The 26,645-nt window shown below is 68.4% G+C and carries 24 protein-coding genes; 17 read left to right on the forward strand and 7 right to left on the reverse strand.

Features of this window, described 5'->3' with window-relative positions; genetic code table 11:
* Positions 1-26 precede the first annotated feature (26 nt).
* From SOM39_RS05335 to SOM39_RS05375, 9 genes are all read left to right on the forward strand, one after another.
* Positions 27-1,268, forward strand: coding sequence for an NAD(P)/FAD-dependent oxidoreductase (locus tag SOM39_RS05335; protein ID WP_095363319.1), 1,242 nt, complete (start codon positions 27-29; stop codon positions 1,266-1,268).
* Positions 1,256-1,807 carry a DUF3261 domain-containing protein gene (locus tag SOM39_RS05340; RefSeq protein WP_093532651.1) on the forward strand — a complete coding sequence of 184 codons (552 nt, stop codon included), beginning with the start codon at positions 1,256-1,258 and terminating at the stop codon, positions 1,805-1,807. The genes SOM39_RS05335 and SOM39_RS05340 overlap by 13 nt, the downstream gene beginning before the upstream one ends.
* A complete protein-coding gene (locus SOM39_RS05345) occupies positions 1,804-2,991 on the forward strand; it encodes a beta-ketoacyl-[acyl-carrier-protein] synthase family protein (RefSeq protein ID WP_320457724.1) in 1,188 nt (395 codons plus the stop codon). The genes SOM39_RS05340 and SOM39_RS05345 overlap by 4 nt, the downstream gene beginning before the upstream one ends.
* Entirely contained in the window at positions 2,988-3,449 is a 462-nt protein-coding gene (locus SOM39_RS05350; protein ID WP_179197292.1) for a hotdog family protein, read from the forward strand. The genes SOM39_RS05345 and SOM39_RS05350 overlap by 4 nt, the downstream gene beginning before the upstream one ends.
* Entirely contained in the window at positions 3,446-4,177 is a 732-nt protein-coding gene (gene fabG, locus SOM39_RS05355) for a 3-oxoacyl-ACP reductase FabG (RefSeq protein ID WP_320457725.1), read from the forward strand. Before SOM39_RS05350 ends, fabG begins: the two co-directional genes overlap by 4 nt.
* A complete protein-coding gene (locus tag SOM39_RS05360) occupies positions 4,177-5,418 on the forward strand; it encodes a beta-ketoacyl-ACP synthase (protein WP_068854444.1) in 1,242 nt (413 codons plus the stop codon). The genes fabG and SOM39_RS05360 overlap by 1 nt, the downstream gene beginning before the upstream one ends.
* A 46-nt stretch (positions 5,419-5,464) precedes the next feature.
* Positions 5,465-5,902, forward strand: a complete 438-nt coding sequence (locus tag SOM39_RS05365; protein ID WP_093532656.1) for an excinuclease ATPase subunit — start codon at positions 5,465-5,467, stop codon at positions 5,900-5,902.
* A 229-nt stretch (positions 5,903-6,131) separates the two neighbouring features.
* Positions 6,132-6,398 (forward strand): YcgL domain-containing protein, encoded by a 267-nt coding sequence (locus SOM39_RS05370; RefSeq protein ID WP_184126006.1) that lies wholly within the window; start codon positions 6,132-6,134, stop codon positions 6,396-6,398.
* Positions 6,391-9,732, forward strand: coding sequence for an ankyrin repeat domain-containing protein (locus tag SOM39_RS05375; protein WP_320457726.1), 3,342 nt, complete (start codon positions 6,391-6,393; stop codon positions 9,730-9,732). The genes SOM39_RS05370 and SOM39_RS05375 overlap by 8 nt, the downstream gene beginning before the upstream one ends.
* 340 nt (positions 9,733-10,072) lie before the next feature.
* Here SOM39_RS05375 and SOM39_RS05380 read toward each other — a convergent pair whose 3' ends face one another.
* The gene (locus SOM39_RS05380) at positions 10,073-11,875 is read right to left on the reverse strand and encodes a monovalent cation:proton antiporter-2 (CPA2) family protein (RefSeq protein WP_217537514.1); all 1,803 of its coding nucleotides are present in this window, start codon (positions 11,873-11,875) and stop codon (positions 10,073-10,075) included.
* 307 nt (positions 11,876-12,182) lie between these two features.
* Between SOM39_RS05380 and mgtE the strand changes: the two genes are divergently transcribed.
* The 3 genes from mgtE to SOM39_RS05395 all read left to right on the forward strand — a co-directional run bounded on the left by mgtE (position 12,183) and on the right by SOM39_RS05395 (position 17,164).
* Complete coding sequence (gene mgtE, locus SOM39_RS05385) at positions 12,183-13,553, forward strand: magnesium transporter (RefSeq protein ID WP_320457727.1); 1,371 nt, start codon at positions 12,183-12,185, stop codon at positions 13,551-13,553.
* Positions 13,554-13,681: 128 nt separating this feature from the next.
* Positions 13,682-16,411, forward strand: a complete 2,730-nt coding sequence (locus SOM39_RS05390; RefSeq protein ID WP_320457728.1) for a bifunctional acetate--CoA ligase family protein/GNAT family N-acetyltransferase — start codon at positions 13,682-13,684, stop codon at positions 16,409-16,411.
* A 54-nt stretch (positions 16,412-16,465) separates the two neighbouring features.
* Positions 16,466-17,164 carry an alpha/beta fold hydrolase gene (locus SOM39_RS05395; RefSeq protein ID WP_320457729.1) on the forward strand — a complete coding sequence of 233 codons (699 nt, stop codon included), beginning with the start codon at positions 16,466-16,468 and terminating at the stop codon, positions 17,162-17,164.
* A gap of 1 nt (position 17,165) precedes the next feature.
* Here the strand turns inward: SOM39_RS05395 and SOM39_RS05400 are convergent, their stop codons facing one another.
* From SOM39_RS05400 to SOM39_RS05415, 4 genes are all read right to left on the reverse strand, one after another.
* A complete protein-coding gene (locus SOM39_RS05400; protein ID WP_320457730.1) occupies positions 17,166-18,398 on the reverse strand; it encodes a type II toxin-antitoxin system HipA family toxin in 1,233 nt (410 codons plus the stop codon).
* Entirely contained in the window at positions 18,388-18,702 is a 315-nt protein-coding gene (locus SOM39_RS05405; RefSeq protein WP_320457731.1) for a helix-turn-helix domain-containing protein, read from the reverse strand. The genes SOM39_RS05400 and SOM39_RS05405 overlap by 11 nt, the downstream gene beginning before the upstream one ends.
* A 162-nt stretch (positions 18,703-18,864) precedes the next feature.
* Positions 18,865-19,668, reverse strand: coding sequence for a 2,5-didehydrogluconate reductase DkgB (gene dkgB / locus SOM39_RS05410; RefSeq protein WP_217538940.1), 804 nt, complete (start codon positions 19,666-19,668; stop codon positions 18,865-18,867).
* 67 nt (positions 19,669-19,735) lie between these two features.
* Entirely contained in the window at positions 19,736-20,950 is a 1,215-nt protein-coding gene (locus SOM39_RS05415; protein WP_320457732.1) for an MFS transporter, read from the reverse strand.
* A gap of 106 nt (positions 20,951-21,056) precedes the next feature.
* On the opposite strand from SOM39_RS05415, the gene SOM39_RS05420 reads away from it, so the two are divergent.
* The 3 genes from SOM39_RS05420 (at position 21,057) to SOM39_RS05430 (ending at position 23,380) form a co-directional block, all read left to right on the forward strand.
* The gene (locus SOM39_RS05420) at positions 21,057-21,959 is read left to right on the forward strand and encodes a LysR family transcriptional regulator (protein ID WP_320457733.1); all 903 of its coding nucleotides are present in this window, start codon (positions 21,057-21,059) and stop codon (positions 21,957-21,959) included.
* A gap of 70 nt (positions 21,960-22,029) precedes the next feature.
* Positions 22,030-22,482 (forward strand): Rrf2 family transcriptional regulator, encoded by a 453-nt coding sequence (locus SOM39_RS05425; protein ID WP_320457734.1) that lies wholly within the window; start codon positions 22,030-22,032, stop codon positions 22,480-22,482.
* Positions 22,472-23,380: an NAD(P)/FAD-dependent oxidoreductase gene (locus SOM39_RS05430; RefSeq protein ID WP_320457735.1), complete on the forward strand. Its 909-nt coding sequence runs from the start codon at positions 22,472-22,474 to the stop codon at positions 23,378-23,380. Before SOM39_RS05425 ends, SOM39_RS05430 begins: the two co-directional genes overlap by 11 nt.
* Positions 23,381-23,438: 58 nt before the next feature.
* Here SOM39_RS05430 and SOM39_RS05435 read toward each other — a convergent pair whose 3' ends face one another.
* Positions 23,439-24,392, reverse strand: coding sequence for an aldo/keto reductase (locus tag SOM39_RS05435; RefSeq protein WP_320457736.1), 954 nt, complete (start codon positions 24,390-24,392; stop codon positions 23,439-23,441).
* A gap of 172 nt (positions 24,393-24,564) precedes the next feature.
* Between SOM39_RS05435 and SOM39_RS05440 the strand changes: the two genes are divergently transcribed.
* Together SOM39_RS05440 and SOM39_RS05445 are read left to right on the forward strand one after the other, a co-directional pair.
* Positions 24,565-25,416: a methyltransferase gene (locus SOM39_RS05440; protein WP_320457737.1), complete on the forward strand. Its 852-nt coding sequence runs from the start codon at positions 24,565-24,567 to the stop codon at positions 25,414-25,416.
* 107 nt (positions 25,417-25,523) lie between these two features.
* On the forward strand, positions 25,524-26,060 hold the full coding sequence (locus tag SOM39_RS05445; RefSeq protein ID WP_320457738.1) for a pseudouridine synthase: 537 nt from the start codon (positions 25,524-25,526) through the stop codon (positions 26,058-26,060).
* A gap of 60 nt (positions 26,061-26,120) precedes the next feature.
* Here the strand turns inward: SOM39_RS05445 and SOM39_RS05450 are convergent, their stop codons facing one another.
* A complete protein-coding gene (locus SOM39_RS05450; protein WP_320457739.1) occupies positions 26,121-26,510 on the reverse strand; it encodes a hypothetical protein in 390 nt (129 codons plus the stop codon).
* Positions 26,511-26,645 lie beyond the last annotated feature (135 nt).

Below are 26,645 nucleotides of genomic sequence, written 5' to 3' on the forward strand. Positions count from 1 at the left end.
CCTACTTCTTGATCAAGGATGCATCGATGACCGCAGCATTGGAAACAACTGAAATCCTGGTGATCGGAGCAGGTCCTGCCGGTTCCGTGGCCGCCGCCATGCTGCGCCAGCAGGGCCGCCAGGTGCTGATGCTGGAGCGCCAGCAGTTCCCGCGCTTCTCCATCGGTGAGAGCCTGCTGCCGCAGAGCATGGAGTACATCGAAGCGGCCGGCCTGCTGCAGGACGTGGTCGAAGCCGGCTTCCAGTACAAGAACGGCGCGGCCTTCGTGCGCGGCGAGCGCACCACCGAATTCGACTTCCGCGACAAGTTCTCGCCGGGCTGGGGCACCACCTACCAGGTGCAGCGCGCCAATTTCGACGACGTGCTGGCGCGCGGTGCCGAGCGCATGGGCACCACCCTGCGCTTCGGCGACGAAGTGCTGTCGGTCGAGCCCGGCAGCCCGGCGCGCGTGCAGGTGCGCCGCCCGGATGGCAGCGAGTACACCATCGAAGCCGGCTTCATCCTCGATGCCAGCGGCTTCGCGCGCCTGCTGCCGCGCCTGCTCAACCTGGAATCGCCGTCGAACTTCCCGGTGCGCGGCGCGATCTTCTGCCACGTGCGCGACCACATTCCGGCCGATGCCGGTTTCGACCGCAACAAGATCCTGATCACCACCCATCCCGAACACGTGGACGTGTGGTACTGGACCATCCCGTTCTCCAACGGCTGCTGTTCGCTGGGCGTGGTGGCCGAGCCGAGCTTCTTCGAGAAGTACGACGGCACCGACCTGGAGAAACTGCAGGCCATCGTCGGCGAAGACCCGAACCTGACCCGCCTGCTGAAGAACGCCGAATGGGCGGTGCTGCCGGTGCGCACCATCACCGGCTATTCGGCCAACGTCAGCTCGCTGTGGGGCGAGGGCTACGCGCTGCTGGGCAACGCCGGCGAGTTCCTGGACCCGGTGTTCTCCTCCGGCGTGACCATCGCCTTCAAGTCCGCGCAGCTGGCAAGCGACTGCCTGGCGCGCCGGCATGCCGGTGAGCAGGTGGACTGGGAGCGCGAATTCGCCCTTCCGCTGCGCGCCGGGGTGAAGACCTTCCGCCGTTTCGTCGAGGCCTGGTACGCCGGTGGCTTCCAGAAGATCATCTACCACCCCGACCCGCAGCCGGATGTGCGCCGCATGATCTCCTCGATCCTGGCCGGCTACGCGTGGGACACCACCAACCCGTACGTGGCCGATGACAGCGGCCGCCGCCTGCGGGTGCTGGAGGAACTGTGCACCGGCTGATCCTGACGTTGCTGTTGAGCGTGTTGCTGGCGGCCTGCGCCAGCACCCGCATGCCCGCTCCCCTGGTGCAGCTGCCGACCCTGCAGCTGGCACCCTCGGCGCTGGCCGAACCGCTGCAGCTGCAGCAGCGCCTGCAGTTCCGCTTCGGCAGCCACGAGCGCGAGCTGGATGCGCTGCTCGAGGCCGATGGCGAGCAGGTGCGGCTGGCGGTGCAGGCAATGGGACAGACCGGCGTGCGCATGGTCTGGGACGGGCACACCCTGGAACAGACCCGCGCCCCGTGGCTGCCGCCGCAGGTGCGTGGCGAACGCGTGCTGGATGACCTTCAGTTCGCGCTGTGGCCGGCCGATGCCATCCGGGCGAAGCTTCCCGCTGGATGGAGCCTGGTCGAGGCCGACGGTGGCCGCCGCCTGGAGCAGGGTGGCAAGGCGTGGCTGGTACTGGAACCGCTCGACGGCGGCCGCCTGCGCCTGCGCAACCTGGCCGAAGGCTATGAACTGGTGATTGAATCGTTGGACATGGGACAGGCACGACAGTGAGCAGTAGCGCGGTATATCTGAACGAGCTGGGTGTGGTCTGCGCACTGGGCAGCGGGCGCGCGCAGGTGCGCGACGGGCTGTTTGCCGACCAGCCCGGCGGCCTGCGCGACAACGACACCCTGATCGCCGGCCGCACCCTGGCGCTGGGCGAAGTGAGCGGGCCGCTGCCGGACCTGTCGGCGTTGCCGGTGGCGCTGCGCGGACGCAACAACGCGCTGCTGGAAACCGCACTGCTGCAGATCCGCCCGGCGGTGGAAGCGGCGATCGCGCGCTTCGGCGCCGGGCGCGTCGCGGTGATCATCGGCACCAGCACCTCGGGCATCGGTGAATCCGAAGGCGCGCTGCGCCTGCAGGCCGACGAAGGCCGCTGGCCGGACGGTTTCGACTACGCGCAGCAGGAAATGGGCACCTCGGCGCGTTTCGTGCGCGAGCGGATCGGCAGCGATGGCCCGGCCTGGACCATTTCCACCGCCTGCTCGTCCAGCGCCAAGGCGCTGATGTCCGCCGCGCGCCTGCTGCGTTCGGGAGTGGTCGATGCCGTAGTGGCCGGTGGCGCCGATTCGCTGTGCCGCTTCACCGTGGCCGGCTTCTGCGCGCTCGAATCGGTGTCGGCCGCGCGCTGCAACCCGTTCTCGCGCCACCGCAACGGCATCAACATCGGCGAGGGCGCCGCGCTGTTCCTGATGACCCGCGAGCCGGGCCCGGTGCGCCTGTCCGGCTGGGGCGAATCCTCCGACGCGCACCACATGTCCGCGCCGGACCCGCAGGCGCGCGGCGCCATCGAGGCCATCCAGCAGGCGCTGGACCGCGCCGGCCTGGCCCCCGACCAGATTGATTACGTCAACCTGCACGGCACCGCCACCGGCCACAACGACGCCATGGAAAGCCTGGCCGTGGCCAGCGTGCTGGGCGCGCAGGTGCCTGCCAGCTCGACCAAGCCGCTGACCGGGCACACCCTGGGCGCCTCGGGCGCGATCGAAGCGGCGCTGTGCTGGATGACCCTGGCCGACAACCCGGACCAGCGCCTGCCCACGCACTGGTGGGACGGGCAGGGCGACGAGGCGCTGCCGGCGCTGGCCCTGGTGGCGCGTGGCACGCGCGCGGCGCAGCCGCTGCAGCATGTGCTCAGCCATTCGTTCGCCTTCGGCGGCAGCAATGCCGTGCTGGCGCTGGCGCGGGGATGAGCATGCAGTTGCCGACCGATATCGAAAGCGTGCTGCCGCATCGCGAGAGCCTGCGGCTGATCGACCGGGTCATCGAATGGCAGCCGGAATCCATCGTGGTGGAAGTGGACGTGCCCACGCACGGCCTGTTCTCCACGCCTGACGGGGTGCCCGCCTGGGTGGGCGTCGAGTACATGGCACAGGCGATTGCGGCCTGGGCCGGCTGCCGCGCGCGCGCCGAAGGGCGCGAGCCGTCGATCGGATTCCTGCTCGGCACCCGCCGCTATACCGCCCACCAGCCGGCCTTCACGCCGGGCAGCTGCCTGCGGGTAGAGGCACACTGCGAGCTGATGGGCGAAAATGGACTGGGCATGTTCGCCTGCCGGATCCTGGCAGGGGATGTTGAATTGGCGGTCGCCAACGTATCGGTGTTCGAACCACGCGATGCGATGGCTTATCTGGAGAGTGGAGAGGCATGACAGGGAATCTGACCGTGCTGGTGACCGGCGCCAGCCGGGGCATCGGCCGCGCCGTGGCGCTGCGGATCGCGCGCGATGGCTTCGATGTGGTGGTGCATTGCCGCAGCAGGATCGACGAAGCGCAGCAGGTGGTCGCGGAGATCCAGGCACTGGGCCGCCAGGCCCGCGTGCTGATGTTCGACGTGTCCGACCGCGATGCCGCGCGCACCGCGCTGGAGGCCGATGTCGAGGCGCACGGCGCCTACTACGGCGTGGTCTGCAACGCCGGCATCGCCCGTGACGGCGCCTTCCCGGCCATGCCGGCAGAGGACTGGGATGCGGTGGTGCACACCAACCTGGACAGCTTCTACAACGTGCTGCACCCGCTGGTGATGCCGATGGTGCGGCGGCGCAAGCCCGGCCGCATCGTCACCCTGTCTTCGGTGTCGGGGCTGGTCGGCAACCGCGGCCAGACCAACTACAGCGCGGCCAAGGCCGGCATCATCGGCGCCACCAAGGCGCTGGCGCTGGAACTGGCCAGCCGCGCGATCACCGTCAACTGCGTGGCACCGGGCCTGATCGAGACCGAGATGGTCAACGAAGAAGTGCTTGAGCACGCCCTGAAACTCATTCCCGCCGGGCGCATGGGCCAGCCGGACGAAGTCGCGCACGCGGTCTCGTTCCTGCTCTCCGAATCGGCCGGGTACATCACCCGCCAGGTGATCTCGGTCAACGGAGGGATGGTCTGATGAGCCGACCCGATCGTCGCGTCGTGGTGACCGGTGCCGCCGCCATCAGCCCGCTGGGGCACGACTGGCCGAGCATCCGCGCGCGCCTGCATGCGCAGGAAAACGCGGTGCGCTACATCCCCGGCTGGGAAGTGTTCGACGGCCTCAACACGCGCCTGGCTGCACCGGCTGAAGACTACGAGCTGCCCTCGAACTACAACCGCAAGACCACCCGCAGCATGGGCAAGGTGGCGGTGATGTCGGTGCGCGCCACCGAACTGGCGCTGGAAGCGGCCGGCCTGCTCGGCCATCCGGTGCTGCGCAGCGGCCTGGCCGGCGTGGCCTACGGGTCGTCGTCGGGCAGCCACGAAGCCACCGCCGAATTCGGCCGCATGCTCCACGAGCACACCACCGAAGGCATCAGCGCCACCACCTACCTGAAGATGATGAGCCACACCTCGCCGGTGAACATCGGCGTGTTCTTCGGCTTGTCCGGTCGCGTGTATACCACCTCCAGCGCCTGCACCTCCGGCAGCCAGGGTGTGGGGTCCGGCTACGAGGCGATCCGCAGCGGCAAGCAGACGGTGATGGTCACCGGCGGCGCCGAACAGCTCGACGCCACCGCCGCGGCGGTGTTCGACACCCTGTTCGCCACCAGCGTGCGCAACGATGCGCCGAAGACCACGCCAAGTCCCTTTGATGCCCACCGCGACGGCCTGGTGCTGGGCGAGGGCGCCGGCACCCTGATCCTGGAAGAGCTGGAACACGCGCAGGCGCGCGGCGCCACCATCCTGGCCGAAGTGGTCGGCTACGGCACCAACAGCGACGGCCAGCATGTCACCCAGCCCACCGCCGACACCATGGCCCAGGCCATGCGCCTGGCGCTGGAAGACGCCGGGCTGGAACCGCAGCAGATCGGCTACGTCAACGCACATGGCACCGCCACCGAGCACGGCGACATCGCCGAAACCCAGGCCACCGCCCAGGTGTTCGGCGCAGGCATGCCGATCAGCTCGCTGAAGAGCTACGTCGGCCACATGCTCGGCGCGTGCGGCGCGTTCGAGGCCTGGGTGACCATCGAAATGATGCGCGAAGGCTGGTTCGCCCCGACCCTGAACCTGCACGAGGTCGACCCGCGTTGCGGCGCGCTCGATTTCATCCGCGGCGAAGGCCGGCAGATGCAGCCCGAGTACGTGATGAGCAACAACTTCGCCTTCGGCGGCATCAACACTTCGTTGATCTTCCGCCGCTGGCAGGACTGACTTTCCCCCGAGCAACACCCCGCCTTACCAACAAGGAGATGTTTGAATGCGTCGTTTTGCCCTGATTGCCGCCACCGCCCTGCTTGCTGTTGCCAGCACCGCCAACGCCCGTGAAACCCGGGTCGAGCTGCCGCTGCATGACCTGATCAACTCCCCGGAGGCGAAGGCCGCCGGCATCGACGGCAGCGTCCGCTTCTTCCTGGCCGGCGAAAAGGTCAACGTCCAGCAGCGCCTCGGCGAAGACGTGACCAACAAGAAGACCAATGCCGCCAACAAGAGCGATGCCGAGGCCTGCAACTGGGTGGCCCTGTCGGCGCTGAAGGCGCTGCAGGACGGCGCCAAGTCGCGCGGCGCCAACGCCGTGGTCGACGTGGTCAGCTACTACAAGAAGAACGAGTTCAAGAGCACCACCAACTTCGAATGCTACGCAGGCGCCATCCTGGCCGGCGTCGCCCTGAAGGGCACCTACGCAAAGGTGAAGTGACGCTTCGCGGCACTCCACCGGTAGCAGCCGACTGTTAGTCGGCTGGCATCGCCACCGCCGTTCCCCCGGAACGGCGGCGGCCGCCCTACCTGAACACCGTCGCGACATTGATGAACCTGAATCTGCCGCGCGCCAGCAAACCGACACCTTGGCGCCTGCCCGGCTTTCGTAGTTGCCTGCTTTACTCCACAATCGGCGTATCTATTCCCAGGGCCAAGCCCCGCGGGCAATGCAAGCCTACGTCTACAAAAGCCAACGCAAGCAGGACACTTACGTCTACCTCGCCGCCCGCGACGCCTTCGATGCCATCCCCGATGCGCTGAAGGCCACGCTGGCGCCGTTCGCATTCGTGCTGGAAGTTGCCCTGACTCCGGACCGTCGCCTCGCCCTGGCCGACGCCGATCAAGTGCGCGCCAACCTCAAAGAGCGCGGCTTCCACCTGCAGATGCCACCGCCGCCGGTCGCGCCCGTGAAGGTGCCGCGCCGCGATGACTGATATTCCGCGCACCCGCGCTGCCGCCATCGCCTTCGCCACGGGCGGCCTGCTGTCGCTGGCCGCGGTGCTGGGCGGGGTGCCGGCTGCGCTGGGTGCCGCACTGGCGCAGCCGGCGTTCGCGCTGGGCGTATCCTGGTGGCGGCGCAGCCGCGCCGTGCCGGCGCTGCCCCAGCTGGGCCGCCAGGACCTGCCGGCGCTGCTCGCGCTGTGGTCGGTGGGCCCGGCCCTGCTGGCGTTGCTGGTGGCCTGGCCGCTGGCCGCGCTGCACGACAGCGGCAGCCTGGCCGCTGTGCTCGGCCTGAGCGTGGCGGTCAGTGCCGCGCTGCTCGGCGTCTGGCGCACCTGGCCGCTGTGGAATGAAATCGAACGCAGTGACGGCAGCCTGGCGCGCCACTGGCGCACCCTGGCCGGCCGCGATCTCAGCGCCTGGCGCGGGCTGGTCGTGGCCGCGCTGGTGGTGGCGGTCTGCGCGCTGGTGGTGGTTCCTGCGTGGCCGGGGCTGGTGCCCGATGGCCTGCGCTGGCCGTTCACGCTGGCGGTGCTGATCGGTTCGCCGCTGGCCCACCTGGCCCTGCAGCGCATCGCGCCGGCCGACCCGCTGGGCAGCCGCAGCGTGCTCGACCTGGGCAGCGACCCGTTCGCCGCCGCCGCCCAGCACGACGACCCGGGCCAACCGCTGGAGCCGCTGGCCCAGCACGAACGCCTGCCGGCGCTGTACGAAGCCGCGCGCAGCGGCCGGGTCGACCGCGCCCTGCAGCTGCTGGCGGCAGGTGCCGACCCGCAGGGTCTGCCCGATCCCACCTGGCGCGACCAGCGCAGCCTGGTGGTGCTGGCCGCCGTGCTGCCCGACCTGCGCCTGCTGCGCGAGCTGATCGCCCGTGGCGTGGGCGTCAACACCCCGCACAAGGGCATGACCCCGCTGCTGGCCGCCACCCGCGACAGCTGGCACGGCCGCCCCGAAGCGGTCATGACCCTGCTTGCCAACGGCGCCGATTCGCGCGCGGTAGACAGCGACGGCAACACCCCGCTGCACCACGCCGCGCGCAGTTCCGATCCCGGCGTGGCGGCATTGCTGCGCGATGCCGCGGCCGAAGTGGATGCACTGAACAATGACGGCTGGTCGCCACTGGCAGTGGCCTGCCAGGTCGGCAACTGGCGGCTGGCGCGGTTCCTGCTGGAGCGCGGTGCGCGCACCGAACCGGCCGAGGGCACCCCCGTGCTGCTGGCCGCGGCCGGCACCGAAGAAGACGATCCGGCCGGCGTGCAGCTGCTGCTCAAGCACAAGGCGCGCGCCGACGCGCGCGACCGCCAGCGCCGCAGCGCCCTGCATGAAGCGGCATTGGCCGGCCACGTGGACATCATCGATGTGCTGCTGGCGGCCGGCGCCAACCTTGAATCGCGCGATGCGCTGTCTCGTACGCCGTGGCTGGAAGCCGCGCGCGGTGGCCGGGCCGGCGTGGTCGAACACCTGCTGCCGCACAAGCCCGACCTGCATGCGGTCGACGTGGAAGGCCGCAACGCGGTGCTGCTGGCCTGCATGGCCGACAATGTCTCGCCGCTGCTGGTCCGCCGCCTGTTGGACCTGGGCATTGCCGCCGACGTCTCCGATCCGCAGGGACGCCGCGCCGTGGATATCGCCGCCGCCGCCGGGCGCTGGGCGATCGTCTCGCTGCTGGACCGCAGCTACCCGCTGCCCACCGCAGTGAGCGATGGCCTGGCCAGCGCGGGCGAGGATGACAGCGGGCAGGGGAGCCCGGCACTGCCGGACCGCCCGCCGCTGGACCTGCTGCGCGAAGCGCTGGGATTCGGCAACGTGGATGGCATGGCCTCGCTGGCCCGCCTGTGCAGCCCGGACGAACTGGGCGGCCTGCTCCACGACGGCGAACTGGCGCTGGACCCGCACGCGGTGGAGTGGCTGCTGGCGCACGGTGCCGCGCCGGAGGTCCTGGATGCCTGCGGCGATACCCCGATGTTCGCGCTGCTGGCGCGTGGCATCGATGCGGTGCCCGCGCTGCAGGTGCTGCTGCGCCGGGGCGTATCGCCGACCGGTGCCGGTGGCCTGGCACGCCTGCTCAGCGCCTGCGCCCAGCACGACCAGGCCGCGCGCGGCCTGGAACAGCTTGCATTGGAACTGCTCGAACGCGGCGCCGATCCGTTTGCGGCCTCGCCGGCCGGCGATCCGCCGCTGTCGCTCGCCGTTCGCCTGGGCTGGCTGCGCCTGCAGCAGGCCCTGCTCACCCTCGGCGTGGACCGTGAAGCCCGCGACAGCCACGGCATGACCGCGCTGCACCTGGCCACCGCGCTGGCCCGCGAAGGCTCGTTGAAGCTGCTGGTGCAGCAGGGCGCCTCGCCTGAAGCCCGCGCTGCCGATGGCCAGACCCCGCTGGGCGTGGCGCTGTCGATCGGCCGCCGCGACCTGGCCGATTGGCTGGATTGGCGGGTCTGGCAGCTGCCGCGCCGCGCGCTGCGTGCCGCCGATCTCCCCGCCGCCGCGATGGCCGGCGATGCCGACGCCGTGCGCCGGTTGAACGACCTGGGCTTCGCGGTGGACGTGGTGGATGCGCAGGGCTGCACCGCGCTGCTGCGTGCCGCCGGTGGCGGCCACCTGGCCGTGGTCGACCTGCTGCTGGCGCGTGGCGCCAACCCGCAGCACGCTGCAGCCAGTGGTGCCACGCCGTTGTCGGCGGCGGTGAGCATGCGCCAGATCGACATCGTGTCGGCGCTGCTGGATGCCGGTGCGGAACTGGAATACAAGCTGCCCGGTGGCGTGACCGTGCTGATGCTGGCATCGGCGCTGGGCCTGCCGGACATCGCCGCGCGCCTGCTGACCGCCGGTGCCAACGTGCATGCGGGCGATGCGCAGCAACTGGGGCCGCTGCATTGTGCGGCCCTGTACGGCTTTGGTGCGCGGGATCGTTCGCGCCTGCTGGCGCTGCTGGACACCCTGTTGCTGGCCGGTGCCGAACCGGACCAGGCCGCAGCCGGTTCGGTGACCCCGCTGCTGTTGCTGCTGGGCGCGCGCGCCGAGCCGGGTACCGCCTGCGATGAGCAGATCGTGCTGGCCGCCGTGGAGCGGCTGCTCGATGAAGACGTGTCATTGGATGCGCGCGATCCGCGTGGGTTCGGTCCGCTGCACCTGGCGGCATTGCACGGCCTGCCGCTGCTGGTGCAGCGCCTGCTGCGCGCAGGCGCGGATCCGGACGTACGCGACGCGTTGAACCGCAGCCCGCGCGAGATCGCGGTGATGCGCGGTTTCATCGACGTGGCCGGCGAGTTCGAACCGCGCGTGCCGGGCGTTTCGTCGATGGCAAGATTCCTGCGCGATAACGGGTAACGGCGGCGCTTGTCTCGACCGGTGTATCCGACCGGTAAATCCGACCGGTAAATCCGACCCGTATATCCGACCCGTATATCCGACCGGTACATCCGACCCGTGTATCCAACCGGTAGAGCCGACCGGTAGAGCCGACTGTTAGTCGGCTGCTCTCCATTCCGACGTCATGAACCCCTGACACGCGGCTTCGGACGGTCATCAACCGCGATAGGTGCGCCGCAGCCGTTAGGTGCGTGTCTGCGGATCTTCGGGCCGCGCTGCGCGCGGTCGCCGACTGACAGTCGGCGCTACGAGTTGCTGGCGAACGATGGGGGAGTTGGATACGTTCGATCGGTTCCGTTCAATTGTCGCGTTGGTTGTCTGGCTTTTCATCGCGTTCCGCATCGGCTTCGAACAGGCGCATCAGGTCCGCTCTCGCATCGCGCGAGGTCTGCATGACCGCGGCATCGTCGTCGTAGACCAGGTACTGGTCGCGCAGCAGTTTTTCATCGTGCTCGCGGAAACGCTGCACATGGTCGCGTGCCGTTTCTGTCGGAAGGCCCAACGCCGTAAGCACCCGCTCGCTCATGTCCAGGCTGCTGCCGAACACCTCGCGGAACGGTTCGGCCGACATGTCCATCAACCGCCATGCGTGCTGGCGGTTGCGTGCGCGGGCCAGCACCACCGCGTCCGGGTACAGGCGCCGGATCAGCCGCGTGGCGCGCATGTTCGCTTCCGGGTCGTCCAGCGTGATCACGTAGACCCGCACATGCTCGCCGCCGGCCGCGCGCAGGATCTCCGGCCGGGTCGGGTCGCCGTAGTACAGCTTGTTGCCGAAGCGGCGCAGGTCCGACACCGTATCCGGGTTCGCTTCCAGCGCCACGAACGGGATTTTCTGCGCGGTCAGCAGGCGTGCCACCACCTGGCCGAAGCGGCCCATGCCAGCGATCATCACGCTGGGTTCGGTGCCGCCGTTGTCGATGGTGTCGGCCGCGGGCCTGTCGCGCGCAACCTCGTGTTCGCGCCCCAGCAGGCGCAGCAACGCGATCAACAGCAGCGGCGTGAGCGCCATCGACAGGCCTACGATCGCCACCAGCCGGTCGTGGTTGGCATTGCCCAGCAGGTTCGCGCGCTGCGCTTCGTTGAACACCACGAACGCGAATTCACCGCCCAGCCACAGCACGCTGCCGAGCAGCAGCGCGTGCCGCGTGCTCAGCCTGGCCAGCTTGCCGATGCCGAACAGCAGGCTGAACTTCACCACCAGCAGCACCGCCACCCCGATTGCGATCGCCCACGGCTCGGCCACCACCCGGTCCAGGTCGATGCCCATGCCCACGGCGATGAAGAACAGGCCCAGCAGCAATCCCTTGAACGGCTCGATCTGCGATTCCAGTTCATGCCGGAATTCCGAATCCGAGAGCAGCACGCCGGCCAGGAACGCGCCCAGGCTGGGGCTGAGGCCCACCGTCTGCATGAACCACGCCGTGCCCAGCACCACCAGCAGCGCCATCGCGGTGAACACCTCCGGGCTGCGCGTACGCGCCACGGTGTTGAACAGCCAGCGCAGCACCGGTCGCCCGCACAGGATCACCACGGCCAGCGCGCCCAGCGCCACCGCCACGTCGTTCCACTGCAGGGTTTCATTGCGTGCCCCGCCCAGCAGCGGAATCGCCGCCAGCAGCGGAATCGCGATCAGGTCCTGGAACAGCAGGATGGCAAAGCCCAGCCGGCCGTAATCCGTGTTGAGCCCCTTGTGTTCGGATAGCAGCTGCAGGCCCACGGCAGTGGACGACAGCGCCAGCGCGATGCCCACGATCAGCGCTCCCTTCCAGTGGAAGTGGTCCAGCATCAGCAGGCTGCCCAGCACCACCGCGCTCAGTGCCACCTGCGCGGTGCCGGCGCCGAACACCGAGCGCCGCATCACCTTCAGCCGCGTGGGCGACAGCTCCAGCCCGATCACGAACAGCAGCATCACCACGCCGATCTCGGCCGCGCCGAGGATCCGGTCGGCATCCTGCACGAAGCCCAGCCCGTCAGGTCCGAGCACCACGCCCGCCGCCAGGTAGCCCAGCACGGCACCCAGCCCGAGCTTCTTGAATACCGGCACCGCGATCACCGCGGCCAGCAGCAGCACCAGGGCCAGGACCAGCGCACCGCTATGCATGGGGAAACCTGCGCATCGCATCATCGGCCTGTCGCCGGCGGCCTATTATGCGGCCCCGCGCGTCAATGACCTTCAACCGGGCCCGAACGAGGGCCCGCAAGGGGTTGACCCGGTCTGCGTGCGGGTCCAGACTGCCGCCCGCTGACCGCGCCAGCACGGCGCGCCCAGCGAAACCCTTCCGGAGTCCACACCCATGTCCAGCGACAGTAGAAGTCGACCTTGCTCGACGCCAGCGATGGCCACCGCCTGACACGGGACGGTTCGCCAGCGTTGGCGTCGCGCGATCGCGATCCACAAGGCGAACCCCATGAACCAGAAAGACCTCCTGCGCCCGGTGGCGGATGCCGCCGCCCTGAGCGCACCCCTGCAGGACTTCAACACCGCCGACGCGGTGGAATACCTCAACACCCTGGCGCTGCCGCGCGCCGCCGACACCCTGGCCGCGTTGCCGTTGCCGCGTGCGGTGAAAATGCTCGAACAGCCCGAGCTCACCCGCAGCGGTGACCTCGTGGCCGCGCTGCCGGTGGCCAAGGCCGCCGCGCTGCTGGGCCTGATGGCCGACGACCGTGCCACCGACATCGTCCATGAGCTGGACGACGACGAACGCGCGCGCCTGATCCCATTGCTCAGCGCCGATTCGCGCCGGGCCATCCAGCAGCTGCTCAGCTACCCGGCGCACACCGCCGGCGCGCTGATGACCACCGAATTCGTCAGCGTGCCCGCCGACTGGACCGTGGGCCGCACCCTGCAGCACATCCGCGAAGTCGAGCGCACCCGCGAGACCGTATACGCCATCTATGGGCTGGACCCGGTCACCCAGGCCCTGCAGCAGGTGGTCACCATGCGCCGGCTGATCACCGGCCTGCCGGACGAGCCGATCCTGGAGGTGGCCCAGGTCAATCCGCCGGTGACCGTCGATGCCATGCTCGACCAGGAAGAAGTGGCTCAGCTGATCCGTCGCCACGACCTGCTCGCCATCCCGGTGGTCGATGCGCGCCAGCAGGTGCTGGGCATCGTCACCGTGGATGACATCCTGGATGCGCTGATCGAAGAATCCACCGAGGACGCGCACAAGTTCGGCGGCATGGAAGCGCTGGAAAAACCGTACATGCAGATCGGCTTCTTCGAGATGCTGCGCAAGCGCGCCGGCTGGCTCAGCGTGCTGTTTCTCGGCGAAATGCTCACCGCCAGCGCCATGCAGCATTACGAGGACGAGCTGGCCCGCGCCGTGGTGCTCACGCTGTTCATTCCGCTGATCATGAGCTCCGGCGGCAATTCCGGTTCGCAGGCCACCTCGCTGCTGATCCGCAGCCTGGCGCTGCGCGAACTGCGCCTGCGCGACTGGTGGAAGGTGGCGCTGCGCGAAGTGCCTACCGGCATCACCCTGGGCGCCATCCTCGGCGTGCTGGCGATCATCCGCATCGTGTCCTGGCAGTTGCTCGGCCTGCACGACTACGGCGAGCACTGGCAGCTGCTGGCGCTCACCATCGGTGCGGCGCTGGTCGGCATCGTAACGTTCGGTTCGCTGTCCGGTTCGATGCTGCCGTTCATCCTCAAGCGCCTGGGCTTCGACCCGGCCAGCGCCTCGGCACCGTTCGTGGCCACCCTGGTCGACGTCACCGGCCTGGTGATCTACTTCAGCATCGCTGCGATGATCCTGCGCGGCACGCTGCTGTAACCGCACCATGTCGCCATGCCGCGTGCGGCGTGGCGATGCGGCGGCAGCCGATCCTTGCGCCAGATCATCCCAACGCGACCGCCAGCCGTGTACCGTGTCACCACGTGTCCCGGTGACTGTTCGACCCCATGAGCACCTACCACCTGCAATCCGTATTCCGCCCGCAGTCGGTGGCCGTCGTCGGCGGCAGCCCGCGCGAGCGTTCCGCCGGCCGCGCGGTCATGCGCAACCTGCGCGCCACCGGCTTTCCCGGCAAGGTCGCCTGGATCAATCCGCGCTACGGCGAAATCGACGGCATCAGCACGGTCAAGCGGCTGAAGGACCTCGACTGGGTGCCCGAACTCGTCGTCATCACCGCCCCGGCCAGTATCGTGCCGCAGGTGGTGGCCACCGCCGCCGAACGCGGCGTGGCGGCGGCCATCATCCTCACCGCGAACCTCGGCCACGGCCCGGGTTCGCTCAGCGAGCAGGTTGAAGCGGCGGCACGGCCCAAGGGCCTGCGCATCCTCGGCCCGCATTGCCTGGGCGTGATCGCCCCGCATGCACGGCTCAATGCCAGCATCGCCGCGCACTTCCCGCAGGCGGGCGACCTCGCGCTGATCTCCGAATCCAGCGCCATTGCCGCAGCGCTGGTCGAATGGGGCGTGGCGCGCTCGGTCGGCTTTTCCGCCGTGGTCTCGCTGGGCGACGCGCTGGATGTCGACTTCGGCGACCTGCTCGACTATTTCGCCACCGATTACCGCACCCGCGCCATCCTGCTCTACGTCGAACACATCCGCGACGCGCGCAAGTTCATGTCCGCCGCGCGCGCCGCCGCGCGTGCCAAGCCGGTGGTGGTGGTCAAATCCGGCCGTCATATCCGCATCGATCCCGATGGCGACACCCACGTGCAGGCGCTGGCCAGCTCCGACGCAGTGTACGGCGCCGCGTTCAACCGCGCCGGCCTGCTGCGGGTGAGCGCGCTGGACGAGCTGTTCACCGCTGCCGAAACGCTCGGCCGCCTCGGCACCTTCCCGGGTCGCCGGCTGGCGATCCTCAGCAACGGCGGCGGGGTAGGGCGGCTGGCCGTGGACCAGCTGCTGGCCCTGCGCGGCAGCCTGGCCGAACTCTCGCCCGGCACCATCGCCGAGCTGGATGCCGTGTTGCCCGAAGGCTGGTCGCGCAGCAATCCGGTCGACATCGTGGTCGACGCAGACGGTGACCGCTACGCCGCCGCCATCGACGCGCTGATGTCCGACACCGGCAACGATGCCGTGCTGGTGGTCAACGTGCCCACCGCGTTCACCTCATCGGCAGACGCCGCGCAGGCACTCACCCGCACCCTCGGCCTGCGCCCGCGCCACCATCGCGACAAACCGGTGTTCGCGGTGTGGCTGGGCAACGACGACCGTGCCACCGCCACCCTCAACGCCGCACGCGTACCGACCTACCCGACCGAGGCCGAAGCCGTGCGCGGCTTCCAGCACCTGGTGCGCTACCGCGACGCGCAGGCGGCGCTGATGGAGACCCCGCCCAGCCTGCCGCAGGATTTCGTGGTGGATGCCGCCGCCGCGCGCGCCATCGTCGAGGCCGCGCTCGCCGCCGGCCAGCAGTGGCTGGACCCCATCGCCACCCACCAGCTGCTCTCGGCCTACGGCATTCCCTCCGCGCCGGTGATGCAGGCGCGCGACCCGCACGAAGCCATGGACCTGGCCCAGCCGCTGCTGGAGCAGGGCGCCACCGTGGCGGTAAAGGTGTTCTCGGCCGACATCCCGCACAAATCCGATGTCGATGGCGTGCGCCTCAACCTGGGCACCCTGCAGTCCGTGCAGGCCGCCGCCAGCTCCATCCTCGCCCGCGCCCATGAGATGCGCCCCAACGCGCGCATCGACGGCGTGCTGGTGCAGCCCACCATCGTGCGGCCAAAGGCGCGCGAATTGATTGCCGGCATCGCCGATGACCCGACCTTCGGCCCGGTGGTGGTGTTCGGCCGTGGCGGCACCGCCGTGGAAGTGATCGACGACAAGGCGCTGGCGCTGCCGCCGCTGGACCTGCGCCTGGCCCATGAGCTGATCGGCCGCACCCGCGTGTCGCGCATCCTCAAAGCCTACCGCGATGTCCCGGCGGCAGACGAGCGCGCCGTCGCGCTGATCCTGGTCAAGCTGGCGCAGCTGGCCGCCGACATTCCCGAAGTGCGCACGCTGGACATCAACCCGCTGCTGGCCGACCGCGACGGTGTCATCGCACTGGACGCGCGCGTGGCCATCGCGCCCTCGCGCAAGCTGCACAAGGGCCGTGGCCATCCGCGGTTCGCGGTGTTCCCATACCCGAAGGAGTGGGAGCGCACCATCACCTTGTCCGACGGCGCGCCCGCGTTCGTACGCCCGGTGCGGCCGGAAGATGACGCGCTGTTCCGTGCCTTCTTCGCCCGCGTCACCGACGACGACCTGCGCCTGCGCTTCTTCCAGTCGGTGAAGCATTTCAGCCACGAATTCATCGCGCGCCTGACCCAGCTCGACTACGCCCGCTCCATCGCGCTGGTGGCGATCGACCCGCGCAGTGGCGACATGCTCGGCGCGGTGCGCCTGCATGCGGATGCGGATTACGATCGCGGCGAGTACGGCATCCTGATCCGCTCCGACCTCAAGGGCCATGGCATCGGCTGGCGCCTGATGACCATCATGATTGAATACGCGCAGTGGCTGGGCCTGAACATCGTTGAGGGCCAGGTGCTGCGCGAGAACAGCACCATGCTGGCGATGTGCCAGAGCCTGGGCTTCAAGACGAAGCTCGATCCCGACGACTCCACGGTCATGGTGGTGACCCTGCCGGTGCAGGAAGCGCAGGTCGCGCTGCCGCCGGAAGGTGTCACGCACTGAACCCGCGGGCGGCACCGACGCCCCCTCGACGTCATGATCGCCGACAATGACGTCATGACCGATCGCATTCCGCTGCTGCTGTTGCCCGGCCTGCTCAACGACGCCGAACTCTGGCGCGCGCAGGTGGCCGCCCTTTCCGACATCGCCGACTGCACGGTCGGCGACCAGACCCGCGGCGAGACGATGCAGGCCGTGGTCAACGACGTGCTGGCCCAGGCCCCGGAACGCTTCGCCCTGGCCGGCTTCTCGCTCGGTGGCTTCGTCGCCCAGCAGATCCTGCGCGTGGCCCCGGAGCGGGTACTGCGGCTGGCGTTGATCGACACCTCCATCCACGCCGACTCGCCCGAGCGCGCCGCCCAGCGCCAGTCGCAGCGTTCCAGCGTGCGCCTGCCCGGCACCTTCCATGGCTTCGGCGACAAGCTGATGCGCAGCTACATCGATGCCTCGCGGCTGGACGACTACGTGCTGGTACAGCGCGTGCGTGACATGACCGCACGCCTGGGTGCCGAAGTGTTCCTGCGCCAGAGCGCGCTCGATCGCGTTGACGGCCACGACGTACTGGCCGGCTACCGTGACCCGCTTCTCATCATCTGCGGTGCCAACGACCGCATCACCCCGCTGCCGATCAGTGAGGAGATGCACGCGCTGGTGCCGGGCTCAACGCTGGTGGTGATCCCCGACTGCGGCCACCTGGCACCGATGGAACAGCCCGACGCTGTCAACGCCGCCATGCGGGAATGGCTTCAGCGCTGATCTAGCCAGGCAAGCGCATGCGCTGCAACGCCCGGCCCACATCCGCGGCGCGCAACCCTGTTGCCTCCAGTTCGGCGCGTGCATGGCCCAGTGCCTCCACCACCTCGGTTTCAATCCGTTCCCCGTCCTGATCGTCCAGGCCGAATCGCGCCAGATCACTGCGGGCGTTTCGCAGGGTGGCCACACGTCCTTCAGTGCCAACGCCGATTGCCTGCAGGTCGCCGCCCATGGCCACGATGTCGAAACTGGGCGCGTGACGCCAGCGACCGTCGAACAGCAGTCCGTGGTTACGCAGATGGTCGTCGCTATTGCCGATCAGGACATTCAGCAGCATGCGGCGGTAAAGAATGGAGCCGGCATCGGGCACGCCGATCTGCCGACACAATGCAGCCAGGTTGCCGTAGGTGACCCGGCCCAGCGGCGCCCGCACGTCGTTCGGGCCCATCCTGGCCGAAGACAACAGCGCATGCAGGCTCAGATAGTGCAACCTGCGCTGCTCAGGACGGTCGAAGCGCGCCACCAGCAGCAGTGAACGGCCATTGATGTCCAGCACGCGGTGGTCAGGGACATCCAGGCCAGCCCGCCGGGCCAAGCTCAGGCAGGCACACTCCACCCGTGGAATATCGATGTCGTCGTCTGGCTTCTGGAACTTGGCGATCCACTCCCGCCCTTCATCGCGCACCTTCGCCTTCTCTCTGACACTACTGCGTTCAATGACATTTGCCTTGGGCCGCGCGCCACCCAGAGTGCTGCCCGCATCGAGGATGTGTTGCATTGCCTCGGGCGGTATCGGCTCACCCAGGATGACGTGCCGTGCCGCCTGTTCGAGTTCGGCAAGGTCGGTGAGCGGCAGCAACGCACGTGGAGGAGCAGGGCGCGTCCGCGACTGCGAAAACAGCAGGCAGCCGGTTCCGCTGCCGTTGCTCAGTCGCAGCAGATCGAGCGGCGTATTCGGGGGGCCCCGTTCCAGCTCCAGCAGGCGGCGGCCCCAACTGTCCGGCCCTGCGTCGGCCAGCACGCCTGGAACGCCCTGATTGACCGCCGTCGTCTGCTCGCCATCGCGCAGCGGGAGGTTCAAGGGATCCAGCGCGAAGCCGTTCCCGCGGCGCCAGTTGCTGGCGTAGGTGAATTGCCCGACGCCGTTGCTCCAGCGTACCCGGCCGCACAGCTGGTGTTCGCCGTCGAGGCGACCGTCGACGATGCCGGGCGCGAAAACGTAGCGTTCAGAAGTCATCGTCGCGCGACACACGCGTAGGCAGGCGCTGGCGTTCCAATGCGCGTCCCAGCGGGTCGGCGTCCACGACATCCAGAATGCGATCCACCATCCCGGCGTCGAGCACTTGAAGCACTTCCAGCACGCTGGCGACTGCAAGGCCGGGGTGGCCGCTTTCCAGTTTGTGCAGGGTGGTGCGGCCGACGCCAGCACGCTCGGCAAGCTGCTCCTGGGTCAGTCGCTGCCGCTTGCGCATTGCCTGGACGGATCTGCCCAGCTGGAGCGTTGCAGCCAAGGCGGCGGGAGACTGGGAGTGGGTCTGCACGTACTCACCGGATAAGTTCAGTATTCGACACCTTATCGCATCTTCTGTGTCGAATAGTGAACTTTTCAGCCCGCGTCGGTCACTTCGGGCGCAGAGCAGGGAGAATGTTCAGGATCCGATACGGTATGTAGGATTACGTATCGAATCCTGAACAAATAACCCTCAATCCCACGCCGGCGCAATGCCCTCCGGGTTCGCCAGCCGCTGTCCACGATCCAGCGTGGCAATCTGCGCCATGTCCTCGTCGCTCAACCGCAGGTCCGCCGCGAGCAGGTTGCTGGCCAGGTTCTCGCGCTTGGTCGAGGACGGAATCACCGCAAAGCCCTGCTGCAGCGCCCAGGCCAGTGCGACCTGCGCCGGGGTGGCGTCGTGGCGTTCGGCAATGGCCTGGATCACCGGATCCTTCAGCACCTCGCCATAGGCCAGGCTCATGTAGGCCGTCACATGGATGCCCTGCTCACGCAGGAACGCAATCAGCGCCCGGTTCTGCAGGTACGGATGCACCTCGATCTGGTTGGTCGCGATCGCATCGGCACCGAGGATCGCGATCGCCTGGCGGGTAAGGTCGATGGTGAAATTGGAAATGCCGATCTGCCGGGTCAGGCCTTCGGCCTTGGCCTGCGCCAGCGCGCCGAGGTATTCGGCCATCGGCACCGCGTCGTTCGGCGACGGCCAATGAATCAGGGTCAGGTCGACATGGTCGGTACGCAGCTTGCGCAGGCTTTCGCGCAGGCTCTCCAGCAGCGCATCGTGCTGGAAGCTGGCGATCCAGATCTTGGTGGTCAGGAACAGGTCCTCACGCGCCACGCCAGACTCGGCGATGGCCTGCCCGACCTCGGCTTCGTTGCCGTAGATCTGCGCCGTATCGATGGCGCGGTAGCCCACGTCCAGTGCGTTGCGGACCGAATCGATGACGGTCTGGTCCTTCAGGCGGAACGTGCCAAGGCCGAATGCGGGAATGCTCATGGAAAACTCCTTCAGTGGGGGAGTGCAGGCTACGCCGTGCACCGTTAAACGAATCAAATGAGAAGGCTCAATGGGAGGCGACAACCACGCCCTCGGCGCGATCCCCGATCCCGTCGCGCCGGTCCAGCCGCCCGCTCAGCACGGTCAGCCCCAGCGCACCCAACACCACCAGCGCGCCCAGCCAAGGCGTATGCATCAGGCCCAGATGATCCACCACCAGCCCGCCCAGTGAAGCACCCATTGCGATGCCCACGTTGAACGCGGCGATGTTCAGGCCAGAGGCCACATCAGCGGCCTGCGGCGCAAAGCGCTGCGCCTGCTTCACCACGTACACCTGCAGCCCCGGCACGTTGCCGAACGCCACCGCGCCCAGTGCCAGCACCGTCAGCAGCACCAGCCAGGTGTTGTGCGCGGTGAAGGTCAACGCGAACAGCACCAGCGCCAGCAGCCCGAAGATCAGCTTCAGCGCCGGAATCGGCCCACGGCGGTCGGCCAGGCGGCCACCCCACAGGTTGCCGATCGCCACCGACACGCCGTACACCAGCAGCACGCCGCTCACCGCGTTCGGCGAGAAACCGGTGACGTCCTGCAGGATCGACGCAAGATAAGTAAAGGACAGGAACGTACCGCCATAGCCCAGCGCGGTGATCGCATACACCAGCAGCAGGCGCGGCTGCGCCAGTACCGAAAGCTGCTGGCCGAACGTCGCCGGCTCGCTGCGCTGCAGGTTGCGCGGCACGAACAGCAGGCTGCCGATCAGCGCGACCACGCCCAGCGCCGCCACGGCCAGGAAGGTCGCCCGCCAGCCCAGGTGCTGGCCGATGAACGTGCCCAGCGGCACCCCGGTGACCAGTGCCACGGTCAGGCCGGTGAACATGATCGCAATCGCACTGGCCGCCTTTTCCTTCGGCACCACCGAGGTGGCAATGATCGAGCCGATCGAGAAGAACACGCCGTGCGCCAGCCCGGTCAACACCCGCGCCACGATCAGCGAGCCATAGCTGGGCGCCATCCAGGCGATCACGTTGCCCAGGGTAAACAGCACCATCAGGGCCACCAGCAGGGTCTTGCGTGGCACCCGGCCGGTCAGTGCGGTCAATACCGGCGCGCCGACCGCCACGCCCAGCGCGTACAGCGAGACCAGCAGGCCTGCGGAGGGCAGGGACACGCCGAGGTCGGCGGCAATGGTCGGGATCAGCCCGACGATGACGAATTCTGTGGTGCCGATGGCGTACGCACCCAGCGTAAGCGCCAACAGGGCCAAGGGGATGCCACGGGACATGAGGGTTACCGGTGGAAGAAGAAGGTGCGCAGTCTGCGCGCACGACTCTTGCTGAAAAACCGATCTTTACGCCAATGACTCTTGCTTCATGGTCAATAATGGGGCCATGAAGACCACCCTGGACGAAATGCAGGCGTTCATCGCCGTCATCGACAGCGGCTCGATCACCGCCGCCGCCGAGGAACTGGGCCAGACCACCTCCGGGGTCAGCCGGGCCTTGGGCCGCCTGGAGGAAAAGCTGGGCACCACCCTGCTGACCCGCACCACCCGGCGGCTTCAGCTCACCGAAGAGGGTGACGCGTTCCTGGCCCAGGCCCGCGCCATCGTGGCCTCGGTGGAAGCGGCCGAAGAGCACATGACGGCGCGGCGGCAGCGCCCGGCCGGCCGCCTGCGCGTGGATGCGGCCACCCCCTTCGTGCTGCACGTCATCACGCCGATGGTCGCAGGGTACCGGGCGCTGTACCCGGACGTGCAGCTGGAGCTCAACAGCAGCGAGCGCTACATCGATCTGCTCGAACGCCGCACCGACGTCGCCATCCGCATTGGCCCGCTGGCCGATTCCACCCTGCACGCGCGCCCGCTCGCGCACAGCCGCCTTCGCGTATTGGCCAGCCCGGCCTACCTCGCCCAGTACGGCACGCCGAAGACGGTTGAAGAACTGGACGGCCACGCGCTGCTCGGCTTCAACGAACCGGATTCGCTCAACCACTGGCCGCTGCCCGGGCGCACCGACGCGCTGCTGCACATCCGCCCGGCGGTGGCCGTGTCCAGCGGCGAAACCCTGCGCCGGCTGGCGCTGGAGGGCGCGGGCGTGGTCTGCCTGTCCGACTTCATGACCCACCGCGACCGCGATGCGGGCACGCTGGTGCAGGTGCTGCCGGCGCTCACCGTGGAAGTGCGCCAGCCCATCCACGCCGTGTACTACCGCAACACCGCCGTTTCGGCGCGGATCAGCAGCTTCCTGGACCATCTCGCCGAATCCATGACCGGGCGGGCGTTCCTCCTCTGAAACCGGTGCATGGGCCGGCCAACGGCCGGCGCTACTCGTTGCTGGCAAAATATGTAACTATTGGCGTTACATGAAATCCAGCAATCAATTCTCCGACGCGCTCCACATCATGGCCCACCTGGTCGGCCAGGGCGGACCGCGCACCTCCGAACAGCTCGCTGCCTGCCTGCCGACCCACCCGGTGGTGATCCGCCGCCTGCTCGCCGCGTTGCACAAGGGTGGGTTGGTCCGCACCGCCCGCGGCCATGGTGGTGGCAGCCAGCTGGCGCGCGACCCGGCCACCATCACCCTGCACGACGTCTATCTCGCCATCGGCTCGCCGGCGCTGCTGCATACCGGCGCGCGCGAAACCGGGCGCGGCTGCCCGGTGCAGCAGGTGGTGAATGCCGCGCTGGATGAGAGCTACCAACAGGCGCAGGCACTGCTCGAACAGCGCCTGCATGCCACCACGCTGGCGACCCTGGGCGACGCCTTTGCCCAGCACCTGGCCCAGCACAGCAAGGGAGTTCCGCATGACCTTTGATGCCGTGATCGTCGGCGGCAGTTTCGCCGGGCTCTCCGCCGCCATGATGCTGGCGCGTGCGCGCCGCAGCGTGCTGGTGATCGACAGCGGGCTGCCGCGCAACCGCTTCTCCAGCCACTCGCATGGCGTGCTGGGTCTGGATGGCATCTCCGGCGGCGACCTGCTGCGCCAGGCCAAGGCACAGCTGCTGGATTACCCCAGCGTGCGCTGGGCCAACGACACCGCCACCGACGCGCAGCCGACCGTGGATGGTTTCGCGGTAAGCACGGCGGCCGGGGATACATGGGCGGCGCGCAAGCTGCTGCTGGCCACCGGCATCCGCGATGTGTTGCCCGGACTGCCCGGCCTCGCCGAACGCTGGGGCCACAGCGTGCTGCACTGCCCGTACTGCCATGGCTATGAAGTGGGCGGTGGCGCGATCGGGCTGCTGGGGGGACATCCGATGTCGCCAATCATGGCCGGGCTGATCGCCGACTGGGGCCAGGTCACCTTTTTCACGCAGGGCATGGCACTGGACGACGAGCAGCTGGGCACGCTGCAGCGGCGCGGGGTGCAGATCGAAACGGAAACGGTGGTGGCACTGGAAGGCGACCCGCCGCAGTTGAGTGGGGCCTTGCTGGCCGATGGACGCCACATCGACCTGCGCGCGCTGTTCGTCAGTGCGCGCCAGGAAATGGGTTCGCAGCTGGTGGAGCAGCTCGGCTGTGAACTGGAAGAGAGCCCGGTCGGTGTGCTGGTTCGGGTGGATGCGCAGAAGCAGACCACGGTGCCCGGTGTCTACGCGGCGGGTGATGCAACGCTGATGGGCAACATCACGCTGGCCAGTGCGGAGGGGGTGCGCGCCGGGGTCAGCATGCATCACGCGCTGGTGGCCGAAGATGGGGCAGTGGTGGGGTGATGTGGAAACGGCCACCCTGGGGTGGCCGTTGCTGGTGCGGTCTATTCCGGAGGGGCGGTCAGGCGGCGCTGGCGCTTTCCAGCTGTGCGATGTCTTCGGCGGTCAGGTCTACCTGGGCAGCGGCGAGGACGTCGTGCAGCTGTTCCACGCGGGTCGCGCTGACGATCGGCGCGGTGATGCCCGGGCGGGCGATCAACCAGGCAATGGCGACCTGGGCCGGGGTCGCGTTGTAGGTGCCGGCCACGTCATCCAGCGCCTGCAGGATGCGCAGGCCACGCGGATTGACGTACTTGGCCACCACGCTGCTGCCGCGCGAGCTGCTCTTGGCCGCATCGTCGGCACTGCGGTACTTGCCGCTGAGGAAGCCGCTGGCCAGCGAGTAGTAGCTGATCACGCCCAGCCCGTGCTCGCGCGCCACCGCTTCCAGCCCACTTTCGTAACCGGCACGGTCATACAGGTTGTACTCCGGCTGCAGCGTCTCGTAGCGGGGCAGCCTGTAGTCCGCCGATACCTTCAGCGCGGCCTGCAGCCGCTCGGCGCTGTAGTTGGAGGCGCCAATCGCACGTACCTTGCCCTGTTCGATCAACCGGCCAAACGCGGCCAGCGTGGTTTCCAGCGGCGTGGACTCGTCATCCTCGTGCGCCTGGTAGAGATCGATGACGTCGGTCTGCAGGCGGCGCAGCGAATCTTCCACGGCCGCACTGATGTTGTCGGCGGACAGCCCCGGGTGTTCGGCCCACTTGGCCACCTTGGTGGCCAGCACCACCTTGTCGCGCTTGCCGCTGCGCTGGAACCAGCGGCCCAGGATCGTTTCCGATTCACCGCCCTTGTTCCCGGGCACCCAGGCCGAATACACATCGGCGGTATCGACCAGGCTGTAGCCGGCATCGACGAACGCATCGAGCAGGGCGAACGAGGTCTTCTCGTCCGCGCCCCAGCCGAAGACGTTGCCGCCGAACGCGATGGGAAGCACTTTCAGGCCGGAACGGCCGAGTTCGCGCGGTGCAGTCATGGGCAATCCTCCAGTCAAATCCAATGTCACAGCATAAGTGCCTGTCCATGACACCGCTGCGGCGCGGGCCACAAAACAGTGTTCCGCTTCGCTGCACTGCACTAACGTTTTGTGAACACCTTTGACATCGCGGCTGATAGGCTCGCCGCATCCCGCCACCGTAGGTGATCCGATGAAAGCCCGTTCGCTCAGCTGTGCCTGCCTGTTCACCGTGTCCACGCTGCTGCTTGCCGCCCCCGCCATGGCCATCAAGCCGGCCGGCCCCAACGCCCAGCCCGCCATCACCGCCGCCGTCCAGGCTGCCGTCGACGGCAAGGGCCGCACGCCGGACAACGTGAAGCGCGATGCCTACCGGCACCCGGCGCAGACGTTGTCGTTCTTCGGGGTGGAACCGGGCAAGACCGTGGTGGAAATCACCCCCGGTGGCGGCTGGTACTCGGAAATCCTCGCCCCGCTGCTGCGTGACAAGGGCACCTACGTCGCGGCGGTGGTCGACCCGATGGCGGTTGCTGAAGGCAAGGCCCGCGATTACCAGCAGCGCGGCCGCGACGGGCTGGAAAAGAAGTTCGCCGGCACCCGGGCGCTCTACGACAAGGCCAAGATCGTGGGCTACGACCCCAAAGCCCCCAAGTTCGGCCCTGACAACTCCGCCGATGTCGTGCTGACCTTCCGCAACGTGCACAACTGGCGCAGCGCCAACCAGGCCGAAGGCATGTTCAAGGGCTTCTACAGCGTGCTCAAGCCCGGTGGCGTGCTCGGCGTGGTCGAACACCGTGCCAAGGCCGACGTGCCGGCCGACGACAAGAGCGGCTACGTGGGCCAGGCCCAGGTCATCGCCATGGCCGAAGCGGCCGGCTTCAAACTGGCCGGCAGCAGCGAGATCAACGCCAACCCGCGCGATACCAAGGACCACCCGAACGGCGTGTGGACCCTGCCGCCGGTGAACAACCACGACGCCGCCGATGATGCCAAGTACAAGGCGATCGGTGAAAGCGACCGCATGACCCTTCGTTTCGTGAAGTAGTGCCGCGTACCGGTTGAGATAGCGGTAGGTACCGACCGTTGGTCGGTACCACGGCGTCCGAAGCCGTGTAATGGGACAATGACACCTCGTCACTTCTGTCCCGCCCCATGCTGATCGCTCTCAACAAGCCCTTCAACGTCCTGTGCCAGTTCACCGACAGCAGCCAGCCGCCACGCGCGACCCTGGCCGGCTTCGGCCTGCCGCCTGACGTATACGCGGCAGGTCGCCTGGACTACGACAGTGAGGGCCTGCTGCTGCTCACCGACGACGGCAGGCTGGCACATCGGCTGACGGACCCGCGCCACAAGGAAGACAAGACCTACTGGGTGCAGGTGGAAGGCGCGCCGACCGACGAGCAGGTACAGGCGTTGCGCAGGGGCGTGCAGCTGAACGACGGCCCGACCCTGCCCGCACGCGTGGAGTACCTGGAAACCCCAACGTTGTGGGAGCGCACGCCGCCGGTACGGTTCCGCAAGACGGTGCCCGATGCCTGGCTGGCCATTACCCTGCGCGAAGGGCGCAACCGCCAGGTGCGGCGGATGACGGCGGCGGTCGGCCTGCCCACGCTGCGGCTGGTGCGCGTGGCGATGGGCCCGCACCGGTTGGCGGACCTGCAGCCCGGCCAGTGGCGGCGGATCGATTGATCCAAACAAAAACCGCCGGACATGCCGGCGGTTTTCGTCTACTGCAACGTGCCTGATGGATCAGGCGTCGCTGCCGATATCGCTGTGCTCATCCACCACCGTGGTGTTGCGGCGGTTGCGCGCGCTGATGCGCTCGGCCTGCCCAGTCACCACGCTGCCGTTGGCCAGCTTCTTCTTCTGCTGCTTGCGGTACAGCGCGTAGCCCAGCAGGCCTACACCTACCGCGGCCACGGCGATGGTTGCCGCAGGATTACGGCGCACCGCCTTGGCGGCCACCTTGCTGCCGGTCTTCACCGCACCCAGCGCCGCACCGGTCTTGATCCAGTCCGTCGCCTGCGGGCCGAGGTGGCGCAGGTTGCTGCCGGCGTGCTTCAGGCCATCGCCTGCGCTGCTTGCCAGATCCAGTGCACGCTCCAGGGCGCGGTCGGTAATCACGGTCAGTCTGCTCATTGGGGGGTCCTTTGCCTCGGTTCGAAATCCAGTGTCGCGCGGGGGCCGTGTAGGGCGTGTTATCCACCAGGCACGGCATGGTCACGACGATAACCAATCCGCGCGATCCATTCAGGTGGACCCGCGGCGCACGGT

The sequence above is a fragment of the Stenotrophomonas sp. CFBP8994 genome (assembly GCF_034044835.1).
GTDB lineage: Bacteria > Pseudomonadota > Gammaproteobacteria > Xanthomonadales > Xanthomonadaceae > Stenotrophomonas > Stenotrophomonas rhizophila_A.

What these genes read in the sequence shown, in the direction of transcription:
- SOM39_RS05375 (WP_320457726.1), top strand. Translation starts at nt 6,391, where the DNA reads ATGACTGATATTCCGCGCACCCGCGCTGCCGCCATCGCCTTCGCCACG.
- SOM39_RS05370 (WP_184126006.1), top strand. Translation starts at nt 6,132, where the DNA reads ATGCAAGCCTACGTCTACAAAAGCCAACGCAAGCAGGACACTTACGTC.
- SOM39_RS05425 (WP_320457734.1), top strand. Translation starts at nt 22,030, where the DNA reads ATGAAATCCAGCAATCAATTCTCCGACGCGCTCCACATCATGGCCCAC.
- SOM39_RS05335 (WP_095363319.1), top strand. Translation starts at nt 27, where the DNA reads ATGACCGCAGCATTGGAAACAACTGAAATCCTGGTGATCGGAGCAGGT.
- mgtE (WP_320457727.1), top strand. Translation starts at nt 12,183, where the DNA reads ATGAACCAGAAAGACCTCCTGCGCCCGGTGGCGGATGCCGCCGCCCTG.
- dkgB (WP_217538940.1), bottom strand. Translation starts at nt 19,668, where the DNA reads ATGAGCATTCCCGCATTCGGCCTTGGCACGTTCCGCCTGAAGGACCAG.
- SOM39_RS05360 (WP_068854444.1), top strand. Translation starts at nt 4,177, where the DNA reads ATGAGCCGACCCGATCGTCGCGTCGTGGTGACCGGTGCCGCCGCCATC.
- SOM39_RS05435 (WP_320457736.1), bottom strand. Translation starts at nt 24,392, where the DNA reads ATGACTGCACCGCGCGAACTCGGCCGTTCCGGCCTGAAAGTGCTTCCC.
- SOM39_RS05420 (WP_320457733.1), top strand. Translation starts at nt 21,057, where the DNA reads ATGAAGACCACCCTGGACGAAATGCAGGCGTTCATCGCCGTCATCGAC.
- SOM39_RS05450 (WP_320457739.1), bottom strand. Translation starts at nt 26,510, where the DNA reads ATGAGCAGACTGACCGTGATTACCGACCGCGCCCTGGAGCGTGCACTG.
- fabG (WP_320457725.1), top strand. Translation starts at nt 3,446, where the DNA reads ATGACAGGGAATCTGACCGTGCTGGTGACCGGCGCCAGCCGGGGCATC.
- SOM39_RS05380 (WP_217537514.1), bottom strand. Translation starts at nt 11,875, where the DNA reads ATGCATAGCGGTGCGCTGGTCCTGGCCCTGGTGCTGCTGCTGGCCGCG.
- SOM39_RS05395 (WP_320457729.1), top strand. Translation starts at nt 16,466, where the DNA reads ATGACCGATCGCATTCCGCTGCTGCTGTTGCCCGGCCTGCTCAACGAC.
- SOM39_RS05440 (WP_320457737.1), top strand. Translation starts at nt 24,565, where the DNA reads ATGAAAGCCCGTTCGCTCAGCTGTGCCTGCCTGTTCACCGTGTCCACG.
- SOM39_RS05445 (WP_320457738.1), top strand. Translation starts at nt 25,524, where the DNA reads ATGCTGATCGCTCTCAACAAGCCCTTCAACGTCCTGTGCCAGTTCACC.
- SOM39_RS05400 (WP_320457730.1), bottom strand. Translation starts at nt 18,398, where the DNA reads ATGACTTCTGAACGCTACGTTTTCGCGCCCGGCATCGTCGACGGTCGC.
- SOM39_RS05430 (WP_320457735.1), top strand. Translation starts at nt 22,472, where the DNA reads ATGACCTTTGATGCCGTGATCGTCGGCGGCAGTTTCGCCGGGCTCTCC.
- SOM39_RS05350 (WP_179197292.1), top strand. Translation starts at nt 2,988, where the DNA reads ATGAGCATGCAGTTGCCGACCGATATCGAAAGCGTGCTGCCGCATCGC.
- SOM39_RS05415 (WP_320457732.1), bottom strand. Translation starts at nt 20,950, where the DNA reads ATGTCCCGTGGCATCCCCTTGGCCCTGTTGGCGCTTACGCTGGGTGCG.
- SOM39_RS05365 (WP_093532656.1), top strand. Translation starts at nt 5,465, where the DNA reads ATGCGTCGTTTTGCCCTGATTGCCGCCACCGCCCTGCTTGCTGTTGCC.
- SOM39_RS05390 (WP_320457728.1), top strand. Translation starts at nt 13,682, where the DNA reads ATGAGCACCTACCACCTGCAATCCGTATTCCGCCCGCAGTCGGTGGCC.